The following is a 19,820-nucleotide window of genomic DNA, read 5'->3' as shown; positions in this document are numbered from 1 at the left end:
GACAAAAAAAGGCAGTTCTTCTCGCAAACGGAGAAATGAACAGCCTTTCCTTGCCTGCTTGTAGCTCTCAGGTAAAAGATAAGAATAAAGTTTTAATGATTGATTATGGCGTCACATTCCTGCAACTGATAAATCTCAATTTCTCCTTCATTGTCTCCTGCTTCAAGCATCACACTGCGTTGTTCCGTATCTTCCAGGAAATAACGCAGAGAAAATACTTCCTCGCCTTCGTTCACAAAGATTTCCAGACTTGAGCTTTCTATAAATATTTGCATGCCTGCAAGTTGACTGGCTAACGTTGCTTTTCTGTACTCTCTCTGGTTCGTCAACCAGTTGGTTCTCCATACGGTTAAACTGTTTTCTTCCGAATCATAGTCAATTTCCACCGCATTTCTGACTATCATTTTGAAGTTCTCTGTAAGCTTCGAAAAATGAACAGTGCATTCCACCTGCAGGGAAGGCAGCAGCCAAACCCTATTTTTGTGAATGTTCTCCTTGGAATACACACCATCCATTCTTAGCAATTGTAATTCCGGCAATGGTTTCTGGTATAGCACACCGTTAGACAGCACTATTTCTCTAGGAAGAGTCAGCGCATGAATCCAGCCTTCCTGAATGGTTGGAACAGCCCTCTCCGTTTCTTCATTCATCGCGCTCATCCATCCGAACATAATGGTTCTATCATTCACCTTAAATGATTGTGGCGCGTAGAAATCAAACCCCCGATCAAGCTCTTTAAAATTGGCAAGATTCCCGTTGAATTTTCCTGTACTCGTTAATTTCCCAACAACATATCCCGATTGGTTAGGGTTTCTATAATATTCGCCTGCTTCTGGTAAGCCCTGAGGAGAGAACACAAAAATATCATTTTCCGCAAATTGAAGTAGATCAGGGCATTCCCACATATATCCGAATTCATGATCATGATCCAAAAATGATCCTTGGCATTCCCAATTAGACAAATCTGTAGATTTGTAGATAAGCGTATCCCCAGTCAAATCCTCTCTTTGAGCGCCAACGATCAGCCACCAGTTCCCGTTCCGATCTCTCCATACTTTCGGGTCTCGGACATGTCTGGTATAGCCTTTGGGATGCTCGAACAAAGGACCCATTTTCCGCAAATGCTCTCCATCTCCCGAAATGGCTACGCATTGATAACTTTCCTTAACACCATCTTCCCTGATTACATTTCCTGTGTAAAACAAATACAGCTTTTCATCATGGACTATGGCGCCTCCGGAATAAATGCCGTCCTTGTCATACCATTCCGAAGGCTCCAGCGCTACACCCTTGCTTTGCCAATGCACCAGATCGCTCGAAACAACATGGCCCCAGCATTTATTTCGATGTTCGGTTCCTTTGGGGTTCCACTGATAGAACACATGATATTGTTGATTGAAAAAGGCAAGTCCATTAGGATCGTTTAATAGCCCGTAAGGAGGAGTAATATGATATTTAAGATGATAAGCGTCGCTTTTATTCATGTTTATCCTCCGGTAACAAAGTAAAACTAAAGCTTAGCAAAATGTCCTGTGAGCTTGAACCGATATAAACCTCAAATTCACCTGGCTCACTCTTGTATTCCATTTCACGCCCATAAAATTTGAGCATGTCTTCATCAATTGAAAATTCCACAACTGTAGTCTTGCCGCTTTGTAAAAATACTTTTCTAAAGTCTTTTAATTCTTTCACTGGCCTTGCAACACTTGCAAATTTATCGCGAATATATAATTGAATCGTTTCTTTCCCAGCATACGTTCCAGTGTTGGATACAGAAATACGGATATCCACTGACTCATTTGTTTTCATTTCCTTTTGGCTGACGGTTAATAGGCTGTATTCAAATGAGGTATAGGATAGGCCATAACCAAACGGATACAAGGGTTCGTTCACTTCATCTATATATCGGGACGCAAAGCGATAAGAGCCATTTTCCTTTAAATTCGGTCTTCCTGTATTCAGCTCGTTGTAGTATATCGGAATTTGACCCACACTACGTGGAAAGGTCATCGCTAATTTCCCAGACGGATTTATTTCCCCATACAATATATTGGCCAGCGCTTCTCCGCCCATCGTTCCTGGATACCAGGCCTGAACTATAGCGTCAACCTTTTCAACAACATCGGTAAGGATCAAAGGTCTTCCACTATATACGATCAGAACGACCTTTTTGCCCAATAAGCATAATTCATGAAGTAATCTCAATTGCGGCTCTGGCAGCGTCGGATTCGTTCGTGATCCACCTTCTCCGCTCTGATAAATACTTTCTCCCAAGGCAAGGACAATGACTTCTGCTTCATTTGCATTCCTAATGGCTTCTTGCAGTAGAGCTTCCTCGGACCTTGTTTCAACCGCCAGTTTGTCCGCATATTTATCGAAGGTTTCCCTTGCATCAAGAGGTAGCAGATAACTTCCTCTACATACCGAGAGATTGTCGGGGCCAACAAGCTGTAACAACCCTGTTTTCAAATTAATAGTGTCTGTCTGCTCTCCCTTGATCGCCCACATACCCAGGGTAGAATTTTCTTCTGCATAGGGACCTATTAAAGCTACCTTCGTTTCCTTGGACAATGGTAATACATTATTTTCATTTCTCAGCAGCACAACGGATTCTTCTGCCAAGGACAGTGCCGCTTGTTTATGTTCGTCTGACAGAATGCTGCTGGTTGAACGTTTAACGATTTCCTGTAATCCGCGGAACGGGTCCTCAAACAGCCCCAAATCATTTTTCAGCTGTAAGACACGGTATACAGCCTCATTCAGAAGCTCCAGCATATAGTCGTTACCAGATATTACATTCTTTAATTGATTAGCGTACACTGCCGTCTTCATATCCACATCCACACCCGCCAACAGTGCCAGCCTGGCGGCGGAAGCCTCGTCTTCGGCATAACCATGCATGATTAACTCTTCAATAGCGGCGTAATCTGAGATCAATACACCGTTAAACTTCATTTCCTGTCTTAGTACGTCACGGTTAAGCCACTCGTTTCCAGTCGCAGGGATACCATTCAAGGTATTAAAAGCCGTCATGACAAGCTTGGCACCCGCTTCTATTGCTGCTTGATATCCAGGTAAATAATATTCCCGCAATGCATGCTCCGATAGATCCACGGCATTGTATTCACGTCCAGCGATAGGCGCCCCATAAGCGGCAAAATGCTTGACGCAAGAGGCAATTTTGTGGGCTGGCACGGCGGTACCTTCCAAATTGCTGCCCTGGATTCCCAGAACTACGCTTTGCGCATATTTCTGTGCCAGCAAGGTATCTTCTCCAGGCGATTCCATCACCCGCCCCCAGCGAGGATCTCTAACCATATCTACCATGGGGGAAAAGGTTACATGAATGCCTTCCTCGTAGCACTCCTGAGCAGCAATCGAAGCCGCATTCTCTATCCCCTCATAGTTCCAGCTACATGCTTGGGCAATCGGAATCGGGAAAATGGTTCGATAGCCATAGATAATATCCGCCATGAATAACAGTGGAATTTTATGAACCGATTTCTCCAAATAATCGGTTTGCAGCCGGATTATTTTTTCCGGGTTGGTAATGTTTAATATGGAGCCCGTGTTATAAATATTATAGTCCGTGCTTAGCCCTAATTTTTTTAAAGGACCCGTCACAACCGTATCCATGTCTCCTTCAAAAAAGTCGCCGGTCAGTTGGATGAGCTGGCCGATCTTCTCTTCTATTGAAAGACTGTTCAATTTTTCAAGCAATGTTTTGTTGTCCATGATTTTCTCCACCAAATTTTATTTGATCTCTATTTGTTCTCTATTTTTTCTTTAAATCCAAAGATCCACGTCAACGCAAATGCTACACCAAAACCGATTAAACATACTAAAGCATACAGGAAAATCTGATTATTCAGATACAATAACAAACCAGGTATAGCTGTAATTGACATGCCTGTGGCTTGAACATTAAAGATACGTGCGAAGAATCCTCCAACCGCTCCTCCAATCAAGCCCATCATGAATGGTTTGCCGTACCGAATGTTCACCCCAAAAATAGCAGGTTCTGTAATGCCCAACAATGCAGACACGGCAGACGGGTAGGCAATAGATTTGGTTTTTAATCTTTTCGATTTCAGACCGACAGCTAACGCCGCACCCGCTTGTGCACAAATAGATGCCGAACTGATCGGGTTAACCATATTCCAGCCGCCATCCACCAGCATCTGTATTTCGATCAGGTTGAGCGCATGGTGCAGTCCGGTAACGACAATAATCTGATTAATGCCACCATAAATAAATCCGCCAATACCAAATGGCAATTTCAAAATAGCTGTAACGGCCGATAATATTAAAACCTCTACCTCATGGAAGATGGGACCAATCACGAACAAGCCCAGTACCAGTGTGAGCAACAATGTCAGAAACGGTGTTAGAATCAAGTCCAATGCTTCGGGAACGGATTTCCTGATTCTCTTCTCCATCATCGCCCCCACGATCCCTATAATGAACGCCGGCAGAACGGAGCCCTGATAGCCTGCGATTTTGATGAAGCCCAAAAATAAAAGAGGTTCCTTCACATGTTGAGCGACATCCCAGGAAGTAGGTAAAGAAGGACTTACCAGCATGAGTCCGAGCAAAATTCCCAAGATCGGCGACCCGCCAAACACTCTGAATGCAGACCAGCAGACCAGCACGGGTAAAAATGCAAACGCGGTATCGGTCAGTATTTGCGTAAATAATATGAAATTCGCAGAAATATCATCCGGTGTAAGTCCAAATAACTGTAGCAGTGCAGGCTGAGTTACCAAGCCCCTAACTCCCATAAACAAGCCGGTAGCTACCAATGCAGGGATAATGGGAACAAATACATCTCCGAAAACCCGGATCATTCTTTTGAAAAAGTTATCATCTTGCGTGGAGGCCTTCTCTTTCAGCTCTGCCTTTGATGTCGCAGATACGTTCTGGCCGACCATCGCTTCGTAAACTTTGTTCACGGTACCGGTTCCAAAAATAATTTGATATTGTCCGGAGGTAAAAAAGACCCCTTTTGCCTTATCAATATTTTCAATAAATTCATCATCAATAATATCCCTGTCTTTTACAATCAATCTCAACCGTGTAGCACAATGTGCCATAGAAATAATATTGTCTTCTCCGCCAAGTCCTTTTATGACATCCTGGGCTATTTTAACGTATTCTTTCTCAAGACTCATCAGTCTTCTTCCTTTCCTCTGTTCCTCTTAGTTAGTCTGAACCTTTAAAACTTGGACTAATATGCTTCTTAAGAATAACATGACTGCGCTTTCAAACAGCGCGATTATTTTACTACATTAAGGTCAAATTTTGACCTTTTTATACCCTTGGCTATAAATAACTCCGAAAAATAGGCTTTGTACTGGAACAAAAAATACACCTTCAGAATGGGCACTGGATAACTTCATGGTTTATCCGGTGTATTCCAAAGGTGCTCTTTTTATTATCCTATTTGGTTACTTCGTGACTTTCAACTGAACACGATCAGCTGTATAGACAATTTTCACTTTATAATTGCTTGGCAAACCTGCTGCTTCAATGGAAGAGAATGCTCCATTCCGTTTACCGTAGGTTAAAATGGTGGCACCGCTAGCTGGTATATATTTGTTAGCAAAATTCAGGCGTAATTTCCCGTTAAGTTGGGCGGTTCCCTTAATTTTGAGCACATCATTTTTACTTTGCAGATTGAGTTCAAGCTTGCCCTTGGCTGTTTGTTTGTAATTGCTGCCAACAATCAGCTTTCCAGCATTGTTTTTAAGAAGAGTTCCCCCGTTATTTGTAATTGCACCACTTCCGAAAGCTGTCTCCGAATTACCTTCAAGTATACCTTGATCGATCTGCGTACCACCGGAATACGTATTGCTACCCATAAGCTTCAACGTACCTGTTCCCTTTTTAATCAGCTTTCCAACACCAGAAATATGGTTGCGCCAGCGATCCAATGCATTGAAACCGCCTTTGGAAGCGTCCATATTCACCGTAACATTATTGGCAAAAGCACCGTAGCCGTCCGCAGCGGAAAACAGGTTCAAGCGTCCCCATCCTTCGGCATCGTCAAGCACAGGATAACCAGATGGAAGACCTGTAGTGGCTAATACCCAACGGCGTTGGGTGCTGTCAAGGTAGGGCTGACGTGTTTCTAACAACACCTCAGCTCCCTTAGGTACTGTCATGGGCGTCGTAGCTGGATTAATCTGACTGAATCCATACGTTAATCGTTCATTATAATTTTTTTTGTTCGTAGCATAATTGCTGAAACGATCTGGGGCTGTACCTTTTTGGGACAGCAATTGTTTATGAGCATCCTGGTAAGCTGCTTTCTTCAAGCTGCTATTGGCTGGATCAGACAGGATGGCAGCAGCCATCGCCGTTGCCATGACGCGTCCTCCCATAACATCAAGCGGGGAATGCATGCCAGCAACAACACGGTTATTTCCCAGCTCCGAAGCTCGTGTCAGTAATTCCTGATAACGCTCCGGCATAGCATAGGCCATAGCAATAGAACTGAGATACGCAGCATTGGTATGACCGCTAGGAAAGCCGCCATCATTAGTAGCATCAGATTTGAGGGCAGGGATCAGACTTGGAACAACTACTGAATTGTCGCTCCAACGGAACGGACGAGGATAACTAAAGTAAGATTTGGCCGGGTTCGTCGTAGAGTAGTCCCCACGCAAGGTATTGACCAGATTCACGACGTTGCCGAGACTGGAGCTGGTATCCCCTGCATTTGTTCCCTCATCTTCATATTTTTTAGTTGTGGCATCGGCCGGAACGTCGTTGATTGTTGTCGTGGCACCTGCCTTCTTTCGATATACATCAGTGAGCGAACCCAGACCGTCGATTACACTGTAGCTCTGATTTCGACGGTCGTCCAAATAAGCCGCATCGGCCTCACTGGAAGTGCGACGGGCAGCAATATCGACCACTTTTTGAATATTAGCGTCCAGTACACTGCTGTTTAATTTGGTACCTGTGTCCCAGGTAGCCCCGGGAGTCCAAAGCTTATTAAATTCAGAGAGCAGACCGAGGGTCGGATTGGAGCTTTCCGTCTTATTAGCAGAACTATTATTTTTGTAATGATCTACGAAATATCCCCATGACGGTTCTGTTGGAGTTACCGTTGTTGGTAGGGTTGCCGCACTCGCGTAACTTCCACCTAGAGAACCTAGAAGTAAAGGTAAAGATAATAATGCAACTGATAGTGGTTTCCTTAGCAATTTCATTCTCAAATCAGATCCTCTCTTCTCTTGTGCTCTTCATCCTGTTTCTACGGAGCTATTATCTATACAACAAGTTGTATGACATAAAGAATCATATCTTAAGTTTGTTAAATAAAGAGCCTAGTTTTGTTAAATTCTTCTTGCTTATTTATATGTAAAAGGAATATCAACAACATTCACATAGAACCAATTCATGCATATTAGAGAGTAAAATAATAAGTAAAGGATATCTTATACAGATACAATACACTCAGAGCAAGATAATCTGTTGTAAATTAAAGGATCGAGCAATAAAGAGTATCCAGCAGAATGGGCAAGCAGCGATGAGTAAAGGGGGACTTTATTCCACTTTCAGCCATTTGCTGCAAATGGATTGCTTCCTATATCTTAAAATATACATACATACCCGGAGGTTGCCATGACTACTAAATCTGCTACAAATAAAGAAACGGGCCAATCGCTCCCCCTCCAGGGGCCGCAAGCAAAAGGCACCGTTTTTGCGATTCTGATTGCGATCAGTTTCGTTCATCTGTTCAATGACTCGATTCAATCGGTCATTCCAGCGATCTTTCCGATCCTGAAGGAATCTATGAGCCTGAGCTACACGCAGATTGGCTGGATTTCATTCGCCATCAACTTTACAGCTTCGATCATGCAGCCTGTCATTGGCTTGTTTTCGGACAAACGGCCTACGCCCGCTATCCTTCCCATCGGTATGGGCTTTACGCTGACCGGCATGCTGCTGCTCGCCTATGCTGCCGATTATAAAGCGGTGCTGATCGCAGTCATCTTCGTGGGTCTGGGCTCAGCCGCCTTTCACCCGGAAGGCTCGCGCGTATCCCATATGGCGGCAGGATCACGCCGGGGATTGGCACAATCCATTTTTCAGGTTGGCGGCAATGCAGGTCAATCGCTGGCACCAATGCTCACAAGCTGGATTTTTATCCCATTGGGGCAATTTGGCGCTATTTGGTTCACGGGTATTGCGGCAGCCGGAATTGTAGTCCAATCGTTTATTGCCCGCTGGTACGGTAACGTCCTGCGTACAGAAGGCATTGCACGCAAAAAAACGGCGACACGCCGCATGAAACCCGAAGTGCGCAGCCGTATTATGTTTGCCATGATTGTCCTCATTCTGCTGGTATTTGTTCGTTCGTGGTATTCGACCTCGGTCGGCAGTTACTATTCGTTTTACCTGATGGAAGTATTTAAAATGCCATTGGCTGACGCACAGCTGTACATTTTCCTGTTCCTCGGAGCTGGAGCATTAGGTACCTTCTTTGGCGGTCCGCTGGCAGACCGGTTTGGTAAACGCAACATGATTTTTCTGTCCATGGTATTAGCTGCACCGCTGGCGCTGCTGCTGCCTTATGCCAACCAATTCTGGACGGCGATCCTGCTGGCGATTATTGGATTTATTATGTTGTCCAGCTTTTCGGTCACCGTCGTATATGCCCAGATGCTCGTGCCTGGCAAAATCGGGACGGTGTCCGGTCTCATTACAGGCCTAGCTTTTGGCCTCGGCGGTGTGGGTGCACTCGTGCTCGGCAACTGGATCGACAAAGTAGGCATCACCAACATTATGTTCCTGTGCGGCTTTTTGCCACTGCTCGGCATTTTAACCTTCTTACTTCCTACAGACAAAACCCTGAATCGCTGGGCGGAAGAAAATGGAGCCGAAGTGTAACAGGCTGACGTGCGGCGGCCAACTAGGCCGCTGCACACCTTTATAAACAACGACCTTGAACTCCATTCTTCACTTCTACTCCAATCCTCACTTCTGTTCGAATCCATTCTCTACTTCTGCCAAACGCATCAAAATACGGCGCTTCCGATACAGCATTTTCCCTGCTTCAGCTACGTCACTAATGGCGCTTCGATTGGCAATGGAGCCAAACAAAATGCCCGCAATCGGGACCATTTGCAGCAGCTTTTTCCATCCGAACTGATCACGATAGGTGTTAATGACCTCTTTCCAACCCTGCATCTGGGAAAAAACCTGTGCCTGACGTGAAGGATCATCGAACAAGGCCAGTTCCTCTAATACAGCTTTCTTCCCCACAATATCAGATGAAGCGAATTGCATACATTTAATAATAAAAATACGCTCCTGCTTGTCATGGGGATTAAAGCCATAGCACAAAGCGATTTCCTGAAGAACCTTGAGTGACAAACCAAGCAAAATAGGGATATCCGCCGCAATTGTAAACACACCGCCAATCCCCGTGGTTGCTCCCTGAGCAGTGGCAAAGGTAATGCGACCCGACGTCATCTCGTCCGCAGTCTGATCCATGATCGTTAGCGGGAGCTCAGCCGCCTGCTTCAAATCCCACGTGGATTGGGCGTTATGTTCTAAATCAGCGTTTTCTCCGACATGAGGCTGATCCTGCGTATCCGAGGCAGAATTTGCGCCATTTTGCTGAATCATATATTCACGGGCCGTCTTGTTCAGCTTGCTCAGAACCGTTTCTTCTTTCACCAAATATTTGCCGCCATTTTGAATGAAGCTACCCAGCTCGTTAAGCAACTGCTCCAGCTTGTCCTTAATGATTTTGGGCGTCAGCCGATCCAGCAGCATAAAGGGCCATCTGCCGATTTTTTCCCAGAAAAAAATATCCTTCTGCTCCTTCTCCCACTTTTCAATCTGCTTCAGCTCTTGGTGCAATACATCCTGACTTTCCCGATATTCTATAAGCTGCTTCATAAGCGTAGACGTCTCCTTTTGACTATGCTAGTTTATGTATGGATATACGTAAATAAGACAAGTTCAGGTTTCTTTTTTTAGCAAAACGAGATGTATAGTAAGTTAAAATTTGTACAGATCGGAGTGTAATGATGAATAATGTAGGGCTTGTCCCTTACCATTGTGAGCATAATGCTATTTTGCATACCTTTTATTTGCCCGAGGAGCAGAAGCAATTTACTGGAATGCCAGCTGAAATGCTGGCACTGGCCAAGGAAGACCCACACCGCCATCCAGTCGTGATTACGGCTACTGGAAGGCCGGTTGGATTTTTCATTTTATACGATGGAGATGAATTAGCAGACTATACGAATACTTCTGTGGCACTGCTACTGCGTGCATTTTCAATTAACTACGCAGATCAAGGACATGGGTTTGCTAAACAAGGACTGCTTCTGCTACCACAGTTCATCTCTAGACACTTTCCGCATATTCGCGAGATTGTACTGGGCGTCAATGCCCGTAATCTTTCTGCCCAAAGTCTATATCTCAAATGCGGCTTTATCGATGAAGGTAACACAAAAATGGGCCAACACGGCTTGCAGCATATTTTTAAAATGAGCCTATAACGCTGACTTCAATAGCCCTCGTAAACAAAAGCTTTCGGCACAAAATGCCGAAAGCTTTTATCATTAAATTTCGCCAATGGAAAAGCTCAATTTGTAGTTACCAAACTTCGTAAGTTCATCCAGCATGGTATTTAACTCTGACTGTGAAGACATGCGTACCCGCATCCAATAACAGCCTTCCCCACTCACCCGATGGATTTCGACAATAGAGGAATGCTCCCGTGCAAAAGTCTGAAAAGCACTGTGAGTCGTTCCTGAATTCAGAAAAACCGTAATAAAGGCATGAATCGTCTGCCCAATTTTCTCCGGGTTCCAGCGCAGTGTATAGCCCTCAATAATGCCTGCATCCTGCATTTTTCGAACACGTGCCCCTACTGCTTGGCCCGTCAAATGAACAAGCTGACCAATCTCCTTGTGCGTTAAAGAGCTGTCTTCAATTAAATGATGAAGAATGCGCAGGTCGGTCTCATCAGGTACGAATAGTTCCATAGTTATTTTTCCTTTCATGATGAAACGAGAATGCTGGTTTTCCTTTCAGCAGGCCGTAGCCTGCATATCTTGCGTCAGATATGATTGTAGCAGAAACAAAGAACGGCCGAAAATACATTCGGTCAAAAAAAACATTTATGATCAAAGGAGCTTCCATATATGAAAATCACACTAATCCGCAACGCAACCTTATGGATCGAATACGCTGGAGTAAAATTTCTGATTGATCCGATGCTGAGTGATGCTGGCCTAAATCCACCAGTTCCCAATACGGAAAACACTCTCCGCAATCCGCTGGTTCCCTTGCCACCACAATGGCAAACGCTTGGACAGCCTGACGTGGTCATCGTCACGCATTTGCATCCAGACCATTGGGATCCGGCAGCAGTACGCTGGCTGGACAAACAAATTCCCGTCTTCTGTCAGCCCGGAAATGAAGAACAAATCATGGCTGACGGTTTTACACTGGTTACTCCGATTTCGGTGGCTGATTCTGTGGGAGAAATCGAGATTATTCGTACAATCGGGCATCACGGAACCGGAGAAATCGGGGAACAGATGGGCCCTGTATCTGGCTTTGTATTTCAGGCTCCAGGCGAGCCTGTCATCTATGTGGCCGGGGATACGATCTGGTGCAGTGAAGTTGCGGAAACACTGGATAAATACCGCCCTGACTGGACGATAGTGAACGCTGGAGGAGCTCGATTTACGGTGGGTGATCCCATTATTATGACTGCCCAGGATGTAACGACGGTAGCACAACATGCCCCTTATACACAAATCGTGGCTGTCCACATGGAAGCAATCAACCATTGTGTGCTGACCCGCTCCGAGCTTGCGGAACATATCCACCGTGAAGGTCTGGAGAAACGTATCCATATTCCGGTGGATGGAGCGACGATTTCGGCATAAGGCGATCATCCTGAGTCACCGTTTGCGCCCAATTTGAATATATTGGATTTCAAAACGCCTAAAAGAAGGGATTATTAAATGAATTGGCAATATCAACATCCTTATTATGGTACAGAAACCCAATGTAAAGAAGTTCCGATTGCTTTTCCTCCCCAGCATCAATATAGACAGCCGGGGTTGGAATACCTGGTGGTTCCACGCCCTATTTTTGATAATCCAAATTACATCGGCACGGGAAAGCTTCAGGATCGGGTGGCGATTATTAGCGGCGGGGACAGTGGCATCGGTCGCGCGGTTGCAGTCGCATTTGCCAAGGAAGGGGCCGATGTGGTCATTGCCTATCTCGATGAGCATCGAGATGCGATGGAAACTCGTGATGTCATTCACAGGCTTGGCCGACGTTGCTTGTTAATTCCGGGTGATCTAAGGCTAAAAAGCAACTGCTGTCTGGTTGTTCAAAAAACGATGGAAACCTTCGGTCGTATTGATATCCTCATTAATAATATGGGGATTCAGTTTGTGCGCGAATCATATCTGGATATCAGTGAACAGCAGCTACGTGACACGTTTGACACGAATATTATTTCCTTCTTCCATATGACTACAGAAGCATTGCCGTATATGCGGGCTGGGGCCAGCATCGTCAATACGGCATCGGTTACAGCCTATGTTGGGCAAAAAAATATGATTGACTATTCAGCTACCAAAGGAGCCATTGTCAGCTTCACGCGCGCTTTGGCTAATAATCTGGTCGATCAGGGTATTCGCGTGAATGCCATTGCTCCCGGTCCGATCTGGACTCCGCTGAATCCGGCCACGCAGTCGCCTGAAGTCATTCGCACCTTTGGCAGCAATACGCCGATGAAGCGTGCCGGTCAGCCCTATGAATTGGCCCCTGCCTATGTGCTGCTGGCTTCGGATGACGGCTCCTACATTACGGGTCAAACACTGCATGTGAACGGCGGACAAATGGTGACGACTTAGTTGGGTTGGCTAATAGTCATAAAACCTAACAAAGCAAAAACCTCCAGCATCCACAAGTTAAGTGGGACTGGAGGTTTCTTGTTTTTCCATATTGATTATAAGCTTAAGCTGATCTTTTGTTTTTGTTGTAAATATCGAAGGCAACCGCCAGCAGCAGTACCAAGCCCTTGATCCCTTGCTGCCAGTCAATACCGAGACCGATCAGAGACATACCGTTATTCAGTACGCCCATAACCAAGCCACCGATAATGGCTCCAAAAACCGTTCCGATCCCGCCCGACGCCGAAGCTCCACCGATAAAGCAAGCAGCGATGGCATCCAGCTCAAAGTTCGTACCTGCTCTCGGCGTAGCCGCATTCAGACGTGCAGCAAAGATGAGACCAGAAATGGCAGCCAGTACGCCCATGTTGACAAATACCCAGAATGTTACTTTTTTCGTTTTGACACCAGACAGGCCCGCTGCCTTTTCATTTCCACCCAGCGCATACACATGGCGCCCCATAACTGTACGGTTCATGACGAAGGAGTATACCACGATCAGGATGAACAGCAGGACGAGAATGTTCGGTATTCCCGCATAGCTCGCGAGCATGAAGGTGAACAGATTAATCACAGCAGCCACTACGATCAATTTGAGTACAAATAACACCTGTGACGGAACCTCAAATCCATATTTAAGCTGAGAGCGGCGTTCGCGAATTTCGTTCACGATAAACCATACCGTAAGTGCAATGCCGACAATGATGGATACCAGGTTATAACCGGTAGATGAAAAATCCGGCAGGAAGCCTGAACTGATTTTCTGGAATCCCCCCGGAAAAGGAGAGATCGATTGGCCTTCCAGCACGATCATTGTTAATCCGCGGAAGAGCAGCATTCCCGCCAAGGTAACGATAAATGCCGGAATACGTACATAAGCGACCCAGAACCCTTGCCATGCCCCAATTAACGCTCCGACCAGCAAAGCTGCAATCACAGCGACCCACGCTGGAAGCTGCCAATCGACCATCATAATGGCGGCAACCGCACCGACAAAAGCGGCTATGGAGCCGACGGACAAGTCAATGTGCCCAGTGATGATAACCAGCACCATCCCGATCGCCAGTACGAGAATGTAGCTATTTTGCAGAATCAGATTGGTAATATTAATCGGCTTCAATAGCAAGCCGCCTGTCAGCACCTCAAACAAGATCATAATAACGACCAGTGCAATCATCATGCCATATTGGCGGATGTTATTTTTAAAAAGTTTAGTTATGGTTTCCATGCTTCACGCCTCCTGACTTGGTCATATATCTCATCAACGTTTCCTGCGAAGCGTCCTCACGGCTAACCTCTCCGGTGATCCGCCCGGCATTCATAACATAAATCCGGTCACACAAGCCCAGTACCTCTGGCAGCTCGGACGAAATAACCAGCACCCCCTTGCCTTCAGCGGCAAGACGATGAATAATCGTATAAATTTCGTATTTGGCACCCACATCTATGCCGCGCGTCGGCTCATCCAGAATCAGAATATCCGGTCCGGCAAAAATCCATTTGCTCAGTACTACCTTCTGCTGATTACCGCCACTCAGATTACCGGTTTTCTGTAAAATGCTCGGCGCTTTGATGTTCATGCTTTTTTTCATTTCCTCTGCAACGACGACTTCCTCCTGCTCATTGACCACAGCGCCCTTCGTCAGCTTGCTCAGACCAGTTAACGAAATATTACGCTTGATATCATCCATTAAAATGAGGCCATACTCCTTGCGATCCTCCGTCACATAGGCAAAGCCGTTGTTAATCGCGTCCGTAACCGTGTTGTTCTGGATCGGCTTACCGTCCTTAATCAGTTGACCCGAGATATTGCGTCCGTATGACTTGCCAAAGATACTCATCGCCAGCTCGGTCCGTCCTGCTCCCATCAGCCCGGCAATACCGACAATTTCACCGCTGCGAATATTCAGATTCACCTGATCCAGCACCTTGCGGTCTGCATGATGCTCGTGATACACCGTCCAGTCCTTCACTTCTAACACAACTTTGCCAATCTTGGCATGACGCTCTGGATAACGGCTGGTCAAATCGCGTCCAACCATCCCGCTAATGATCCGATCCTCTGTGACCTCATCCTTTTTCATATCCAGCGTCTCAATCGTCTTCCCATCCCGCAAAATCGTAATCGAATCCGACACCTTTGCGACCTCATTCAGCTTGTGGGAGATGAGAATGCAGGAAATGCCCTGTTTTTTAAACTCCAGCATCAAATTAAGCAGATTTTCACTATCATCCTCATTCAATGCCGCTGTTGGTTCATCCAGAATAAGCAGCTTCACCTTTTTAGAGAGCGCTTTCGCAATTTCGACCAGCTGTTGCTTGCCGACCCCGATGTTCGTAACCAATGTATTGGGATTTTCACTCAAACCGACCTTATACAGCAGATCGCGTGTCCCCACAAAAGTCTCTTTCCAATCAATCACGCCGCCGCTAGCGCGCTCGTTGCCCAGATAAATATTTTCCGCAATCGAGAGATACGGGATCAATGCCAGCTCCTGATGGATAATGACGATGCCCAATTCCTCACTCTGCTTGATATCCTTGAACTCACACGTTTTGCCTTGGAAAATAATATCCCCTTCGTAGGTTCCATGCGGATATACACCGCTCAGTACCTTCATTAGCGTCGACTTGCCCGCACCGTTCTCGCCGCACAGCGAGTGAATCTCGCCTTCCTTGACCTTGAGATTTACATTTTCCAATGCCTTTACGCCAGGAAAGGTTTTGGTAATTCCCTTCATTTCCAAAATGATTCCAGTCATGGGATACGCTCCTTTCGGTTGGATTCTTACTCTTATTTGAGACCAATTTGCTCTTTGGTGTAATAGTGACTGCCGACAATATCCTTCTCCACATTCGTCCGATCCACCGAGATCGGATCAAGCAAGTACGCAGGAATTACCTTTTTCCCGTTGTTATACGATTTAACGTCATTCACTTCCGCTTGCTTGCCCTGTAAAATGCTGTTGGCCATCACGACCGTTTGCTCAGCCAGCTTGCGGGTGTCCTTAAATATGGTTTGGGTCTGCTCACCAGCTACAATAGATTTAATTGAAGCCAGTTCTGCATCCTGTCCCGTGATGATCGGCAGTGGCTTATTCGCAGATCCATATCCGACCCCTTTGAGGGATGAAATGATACCGATGCTAATGCCGTCATACGGGGAGAGCACCGCGTCCAGATTGGCCCCTGAATAGTAGGCACTCAGCAGATTATCCATCCGCGACTGTGCTAAAGCTCCGTCCCATCGCAGCGTAGCGATCTGTGCCATCGTCATCTGCTTGCTGCGCACAACCAGCTTGCCGGAATCAATGTATGGTTTAAGTACGGACATCGCACCATTAAAGAAGAAGTATGCGTTATTATCATCCGGTGATCCGCCGAACAGCTCGATATTGAAAGGGCCCTTGCCTTCTTTGAGGCCCAGCTTCTTCTCAATATATGCCGCCTGTAACACGCCCACCTTGAAGTTATCAAAAGTCGCATAATACGTCAGATACGGTGTGTTGCGAATCAGACGGTCGTAAGAAATGACTTGAATCCCTTGGTCGTGTGCCTTCTGAATTACATCCGTCAGCGTGTTCCCATCGACCGAAGCGATGACCATGACATTGACGCCCTTGGTGATCATATTTTCGATTTGGGAAATCTGATTTTCCACCACGTCCTCGGCATACTGTAAATCCGTTTTATAGCCTTGCTCCTGAAACAACCGAACCATATTCTCCCCGTCCCCTACCCAACGCTCGGACGATTTGGTCGGCATGGAAATACCCACATAGCCTTTTTCCTTGCTGCCCGTTCCACTCTCCGCCAGATTGCAGGCCGAAAGCATCAGGGCCAAAATCAGAAGCCAAACGACAACAGCTCCTTTTTTCATATGAAGTTCCCCTTTCCTCATGTGATGCAGGTCATTTGAAGGTAAGGATTTTGTAAAATCCTCAGGTCAGTGCTAATTAGACTAGAAGTTAGATAGCGCTTACATAAGTGAGGCAATGAGCACCTCTCCTTTTTTTATGTGCAAACACATGGTATCATTCCAGGCCGGGAAAGGTCTTTGCAGGTTTTGAACTTTTTTTATAAAATTTTAACCTTTGTGATGGGGGGGGGAGGATGTTTTTAAAATTCTCTAACATCTTATTTAGTCAGCCGTGAATCAATCATAAATAGACAAAATTCTTAACCCGAATATATTGAACATTCGTTCGTATTAAAGTAAAATTAAATTTACATCTTTCAACATTACGTACGTAACGAAGGAGAATGCTAATGAACTTCAGTTATAGTTTTCCCGCCCTTAGAGGTTTCCAAGCTGGGAGAGAATTTTACACGGTAATGTGCCCTTTACGATTAATTCCTAGGATTTTTTTATTTGATGAGGAAGAAATCCCAGCCGAGCACCGCGCTCAACGCCTTATGAATAAATCAAGAATCCCGGATATAACCAACTATATTCTTGAGAACCCTACTGACTACATATTCTCTTCCTTAACTGCCTCTGTTGATGGCGAGATGATTTTCCAGGAAAACTCCAAAGAACTTAAAGATATAGGATACCTTACTATCTCACTCGATTCTAAGTTCTTAATAAATGACGGACAACATCGGCGAGCGGCAATTGAGGAAGCGTTGAAAATTGCACCTGAACTAGGTGATGAAACAATTTCAGTTGTCTTCTTTCAAGACCTAGGACTCATTCGCTCTCAGCAAATGTTTTCAGATTTAAATCGACATGCAGTTAACACAACTTCATCTATCGGAATTTTATATGATCACCGTGATCAGCTATCACTTATTACTAAAAGTCTGATTTCTGATATCCCTTTGCTTGAACGTTACACTGACCGAGAAAGAGTATCTTTATCTAAAAACTCGCCTAAATTGTTCGCCTTAAATCATATCTTTAATACAAACTGCAGACTCTTAGGTAAAGGTAAAGGGCAGATGATTTCAGAGCAGGAAAAGGAATTCGTTAAGCATTTCTGGCTTATACTTTGCGAGTCTATTACAGAGTGGGAAGATGTATTAAATAAAAAAACAACCCCTAGAGATCTGAGGGCAACCTCAGTTATTGCTCATGGTGTTTTCTTAGAAGCTGTGGGGATTGTTGGACATTACCTTTACTTCCATCATTCAGATGAATGGCAAGGATTCATTAAAAAGCTTAAACATGTTGATTGGAATCGTGACAATAAAAAAGACTGGCTTGGTCGCGCTTATGGACAAACTGGACGCATCAACAAAACCAATGAAACTATTCAATTGACTGCAAATTTGATTAAATTAAAGATTGGACTCCCATTAACAGAACAAGAACAAAAAATTGAAAATAAAATTAAGGAGGTTCCCTCTCTTGGAACTTAATATATTTAATACAGGAAGTAAATTTGTAGAAGCCAAAGAACTGGTTAAAGAAGTTTATTTAGCTGACGAACGACCATGGGTAGTTGGATTTAGTGGAGGTAAAGATTCTACCGCTGTTGTACAATTAGTATTTCAAGCATTGAGCGAGCTTGATTTTTCCTCTTTGAGTAAAAAGGTTTACGTAATCTCTTCAGACACTCAAGTGGAAACCCCACTTATAATCGATAAAATAACTAGAACTTTAGGACGAATCCAAAGTAAAGCTTTGGAATTAGGATTGCCAATTGAAACCCAAAAGGTCCGTCCTAAAGTTGAACAAACTTTTTGGGCTTCTATTATTGGAAAAGGATATCCAACACCTCGTCAAAAGTTCAGATGGTGTACAGACCGTCTAAAGATTGATCCGGCAAATCGTTTTATTCTAGACAAAGTAGATCAATTTGGTGAAGTCATCATGCTTCTCGGTGTAAGAGATTCTGAAAGTTCGACTCGCGCAGCTGTAATGCAATCACATACTATTGAAGGTAAGAAATTAATGCGGCATTCTACTTTACGGAATGCTTTTGTATTTGCGCCAATCCGTACGTTCAATCTCGATGATGTATGGGAATTTTTGTTACAGTATGAGTCCCCTTGGGGAGACGATAATAATGAGCTGCTTCAGTTGTATCAAGATTCAAGTAGTGAATGTCCTCTTATAGTAGATAAAGAAGTTAAAGAAAGCGCTGGTTCTTGTGGAAATAGCCGATTTGGCTGCTGGACTTGTACTGTAGTTAATGAAGATAAGGCTCTAAGTGGATTTATTAATAATGGAGTCGATTGGCTTCGACCACTTTACGAGTTTAGAAACTTTTTAGTGCAAATTAGAGAAGATCGTACACAAAGACAAAAGCATCGTATGAACGGTGAAGTATACTTAACTTCAAATTTGGGGGGGATTTCTGATATTGATAACTACCCTAAGATCTATAAATCTGAAATAAGACAATATATTGAAAATAACAATATTAATTTAGCTACAGTTGAAGAGCTCGATGTTATTGTAATAGATGATGATAAAGACAAAACCCCAAAGAGATTTGGTGTTGGCCCCTTCACTCTTAAAGCTCGGGAGGAAATTTTAAGAAGACTGCTTCGTACACAGGAGGCCGTACGCAAGCTTCATGACCCCAATATTGAGCTGATCACTATTGAAGAACTTAAAGTTATTCGTAAGTATTGGCATGATGACTTACAATGGGAAGATCGATTACCTCAAATCGTAAAAGATGAAACTGGTGAAGACTTTGATTGGGAACATGATGACCGTCCGGTTTTCAAGGAAGACCAGTTGACTGACCTTGAGACACTTTGCCAAGAAGAAGGAGTTAACCTCAGCGTGCTCAAGCAATTAATTTCCGTAGAAAAAGATTATTCAGGAGTTAAAGTAAGACGAGGCCTATTTCAATCATTCGATAAAACCCTAAAACAGGATTTCTTACATCTATAGAAGGTGGACAAAATTCA

Annotated in this window: 15 protein-coding genes; 6 read left to right on the top strand and 9 right to left on the bottom strand. The window is 44.6% G+C overall.

Annotated elements, in window-relative coordinates; translation table 11 throughout:
* Positions 1-92: 92 nt before the first annotated feature.
* From ACN6NF_RS05620 to ACN6NF_RS05605, 4 genes are all read right to left on the bottom strand, one after another.
* Entirely contained in the window at positions 93-1,484 is a 1,392-nt protein-coding gene (locus ACN6NF_RS05620; RefSeq protein WP_474315945.1) for a glycoside hydrolase family 32 protein, read from the bottom strand.
* Positions 1,477-3,735 carry a beta-glucosidase BglX gene (bglX, locus tag ACN6NF_RS05615; RefSeq protein ID WP_474315943.1) on the bottom strand — a complete coding sequence of 753 codons (2,259 nt, stop codon included), beginning with the start codon at positions 3,733-3,735 and terminating at the stop codon, positions 1,477-1,479. Before bglX ends, ACN6NF_RS05620 begins: the two co-directional genes overlap by 8 nt.
* A 29-nt stretch (positions 3,736-3,764) precedes the next feature.
* A complete protein-coding gene (locus tag ACN6NF_RS05610; protein ID WP_474315940.1) occupies positions 3,765-5,171 on the bottom strand; it encodes a sucrose-specific PTS transporter subunit IIBC in 1,407 nt (468 codons plus the stop codon).
* A gap of 276 nt (positions 5,172-5,447) precedes the next feature.
* Positions 5,448-7,217, bottom strand: coding sequence for an acid phosphatase (locus ACN6NF_RS05605; protein WP_474315937.1), 1,770 nt, complete (start codon positions 7,215-7,217; stop codon positions 5,448-5,450).
* Positions 7,218-7,632: 415 nt separating this feature from the next.
* Here ACN6NF_RS05605 and ACN6NF_RS05600 point away from each other — a divergent pair, with 415 nt between their 5' ends.
* Positions 7,633-8,901, top strand: a complete 1,269-nt coding sequence (locus ACN6NF_RS05600; protein WP_474315934.1) for an MFS transporter — start codon at positions 7,633-7,635, stop codon at positions 8,899-8,901.
* A gap of 87 nt (positions 8,902-8,988) precedes the next feature.
* Here the strand turns inward: ACN6NF_RS05600 and ACN6NF_RS05595 are convergent, their stop codons facing one another.
* The gene (locus ACN6NF_RS05595) at positions 8,989-9,918 is read right to left on the bottom strand and encodes an EcsC family protein (protein WP_474315932.1); all 930 of its coding nucleotides are present in this window, start codon (positions 9,916-9,918) and stop codon (positions 8,989-8,991) included.
* Between the two features lie 131 nt (positions 9,919-10,049).
* Between ACN6NF_RS05595 and ACN6NF_RS05590 the strand changes: the two genes are divergently transcribed.
* Positions 10,050-10,526, top strand: coding sequence for a GNAT family N-acetyltransferase (locus ACN6NF_RS05590; protein WP_474315930.1), 477 nt, complete (start codon positions 10,050-10,052; stop codon positions 10,524-10,526).
* Between the two features lie 63 nt (positions 10,527-10,589).
* On the opposite strand, the gene ACN6NF_RS05585 is transcribed toward ACN6NF_RS05590, so the two are convergent.
* The gene (locus tag ACN6NF_RS05585) at positions 10,590-11,015 is read right to left on the bottom strand and encodes an Lrp/AsnC family transcriptional regulator (protein ID WP_017426389.1); all 426 of its coding nucleotides are present in this window, start codon (positions 11,013-11,015) and stop codon (positions 10,590-10,592) included.
* 159 nt (positions 11,016-11,174) lie between these two features.
* Between ACN6NF_RS05585 and ACN6NF_RS05580 the strand changes: the two genes are divergently transcribed.
* On the top strand, positions 11,175-11,927 hold the full coding sequence (locus ACN6NF_RS05580) for an MBL fold metallo-hydrolase (protein ID WP_474315927.1): 753 nt from the start codon (positions 11,175-11,177) through the stop codon (positions 11,925-11,927).
* A gap of 78 nt (positions 11,928-12,005) precedes the next feature.
* Positions 12,006-12,911 carry an SDR family oxidoreductase gene (locus ACN6NF_RS05575; RefSeq protein ID WP_474315924.1) on the top strand — a complete coding sequence of 302 codons (906 nt, stop codon included), beginning with the start codon at positions 12,006-12,008 and terminating at the stop codon, positions 12,909-12,911.
* Positions 12,912-13,014: 103 nt separating this feature from the next.
* Here ACN6NF_RS05575 and mmsB read toward each other — a convergent pair whose 3' ends face one another.
* From mmsB to chvE, 3 genes are read right to left on the bottom strand one after another with little or no spacing between them, the layout of a single operon-like run.
* Positions 13,015-14,178 carry a multiple monosaccharide ABC transporter permease gene (gene mmsB / locus ACN6NF_RS05570; protein WP_474315922.1) on the bottom strand — a complete coding sequence of 388 codons (1,164 nt, stop codon included), beginning with the start codon at positions 14,176-14,178 and terminating at the stop codon, positions 13,015-13,017.
* Entirely contained in the window at positions 14,162-15,712 is a 1,551-nt protein-coding gene (gene mmsA, locus ACN6NF_RS05565) for a multiple monosaccharide ABC transporter ATP-binding protein (RefSeq protein WP_474315920.1), read from the bottom strand. Before mmsA ends, mmsB begins: the two co-directional genes overlap by 17 nt.
* 32 nt (positions 15,713-15,744) lie before the next feature.
* On the bottom strand, positions 15,745-16,830 hold the full coding sequence (gene chvE / locus ACN6NF_RS05560; RefSeq protein ID WP_025678893.1) for a multiple monosaccharide ABC transporter substrate-binding protein: 1,086 nt from the start codon (positions 16,828-16,830) through the stop codon (positions 15,745-15,747).
* Between the two features lie 389 nt (positions 16,831-17,219).
* Between chvE and dndB the strand changes: the two genes are divergently transcribed.
* Positions 17,220-18,314, top strand: coding sequence for a DNA sulfur modification protein DndB (gene dndB, locus ACN6NF_RS05555; protein WP_474315916.1), 1,095 nt, complete (start codon positions 17,220-17,222; stop codon positions 18,312-18,314).
* Complete coding sequence (gene dndC / locus ACN6NF_RS05550) at positions 18,304-19,803, top strand: DNA phosphorothioation system sulfurtransferase DndC (protein WP_474315913.1); 1,500 nt, start codon at positions 18,304-18,306, stop codon at positions 19,801-19,803. Before dndB ends, dndC begins: the two co-directional genes overlap by 11 nt.
* Positions 19,804-19,820 lie beyond the last annotated feature (17 nt).

Source organism: Paenibacillus sp. TSM33 (genome assembly GCF_056099025.1).
This window is presented reverse-complemented; position numbering and strand designations above follow the sequence as displayed.

What these genes read in the sequence shown, in the direction of transcription:
- ACN6NF_RS05600 (WP_474315934.1), top strand. Translation starts at nt 7,633, where the DNA reads ATGACTACTAAATCTGCTACAAATAAAGAAACGGGCCAATCGCTCCCC.
- mmsA (WP_474315920.1), bottom strand. Translation starts at nt 15,712, where the DNA reads ATGACTGGAATCATTTTGGAAATGAAGGGAATTACCAAAACCTTTCCT.
- ACN6NF_RS05590 (WP_474315930.1), top strand. Translation starts at nt 10,050, where the DNA reads ATGAATAATGTAGGGCTTGTCCCTTACCATTGTGAGCATAATGCTATT.
- bglX (WP_474315943.1), bottom strand. Translation starts at nt 3,735, where the DNA reads ATGGACAACAAAACATTGCTTGAAAAATTGAACAGTCTTTCAATAGAA.
- ACN6NF_RS05580 (WP_474315927.1), top strand. Translation starts at nt 11,175, where the DNA reads ATGAAAATCACACTAATCCGCAACGCAACCTTATGGATCGAATACGCT.
- mmsB (WP_474315922.1), bottom strand. Translation starts at nt 14,178, where the DNA reads ATGGAAACCATAACTAAACTTTTTAAAAATAACATCCGCCAATATGGC.
- ACN6NF_RS05610 (WP_474315940.1), bottom strand. Translation starts at nt 5,171, where the DNA reads ATGAGTCTTGAGAAAGAATACGTTAAAATAGCCCAGGATGTCATAAAA.
- ACN6NF_RS05605 (WP_474315937.1), bottom strand. Translation starts at nt 7,217, where the DNA reads ATGAAATTGCTAAGGAAACCACTATCAGTTGCATTATTATCTTTACCT.
- ACN6NF_RS05585 (WP_017426389.1), bottom strand. Translation starts at nt 11,015, where the DNA reads ATGGAACTATTCGTACCTGATGAGACCGACCTGCGCATTCTTCATCAT.
- chvE (WP_025678893.1), bottom strand. Translation starts at nt 16,830, where the DNA reads ATGAAAAAAGGAGCTGTTGTCGTTTGGCTTCTGATTTTGGCCCTGATG.
- ACN6NF_RS05620 (WP_474315945.1), bottom strand. Translation starts at nt 1,484, where the DNA reads ATGAATAAAAGCGACGCTTATCATCTTAAATATCATATTACTCCTCCT.
- ACN6NF_RS05575 (WP_474315924.1), top strand. Translation starts at nt 12,006, where the DNA reads ATGAATTGGCAATATCAACATCCTTATTATGGTACAGAAACCCAATGT.
- ACN6NF_RS05595 (WP_474315932.1), bottom strand. Translation starts at nt 9,918, where the DNA reads ATGAAGCAGCTTATAGAATATCGGGAAAGTCAGGATGTATTGCACCAA.
- dndB (WP_474315916.1), top strand. Translation starts at nt 17,220, where the DNA reads ATGAACTTCAGTTATAGTTTTCCCGCCCTTAGAGGTTTCCAAGCTGGG.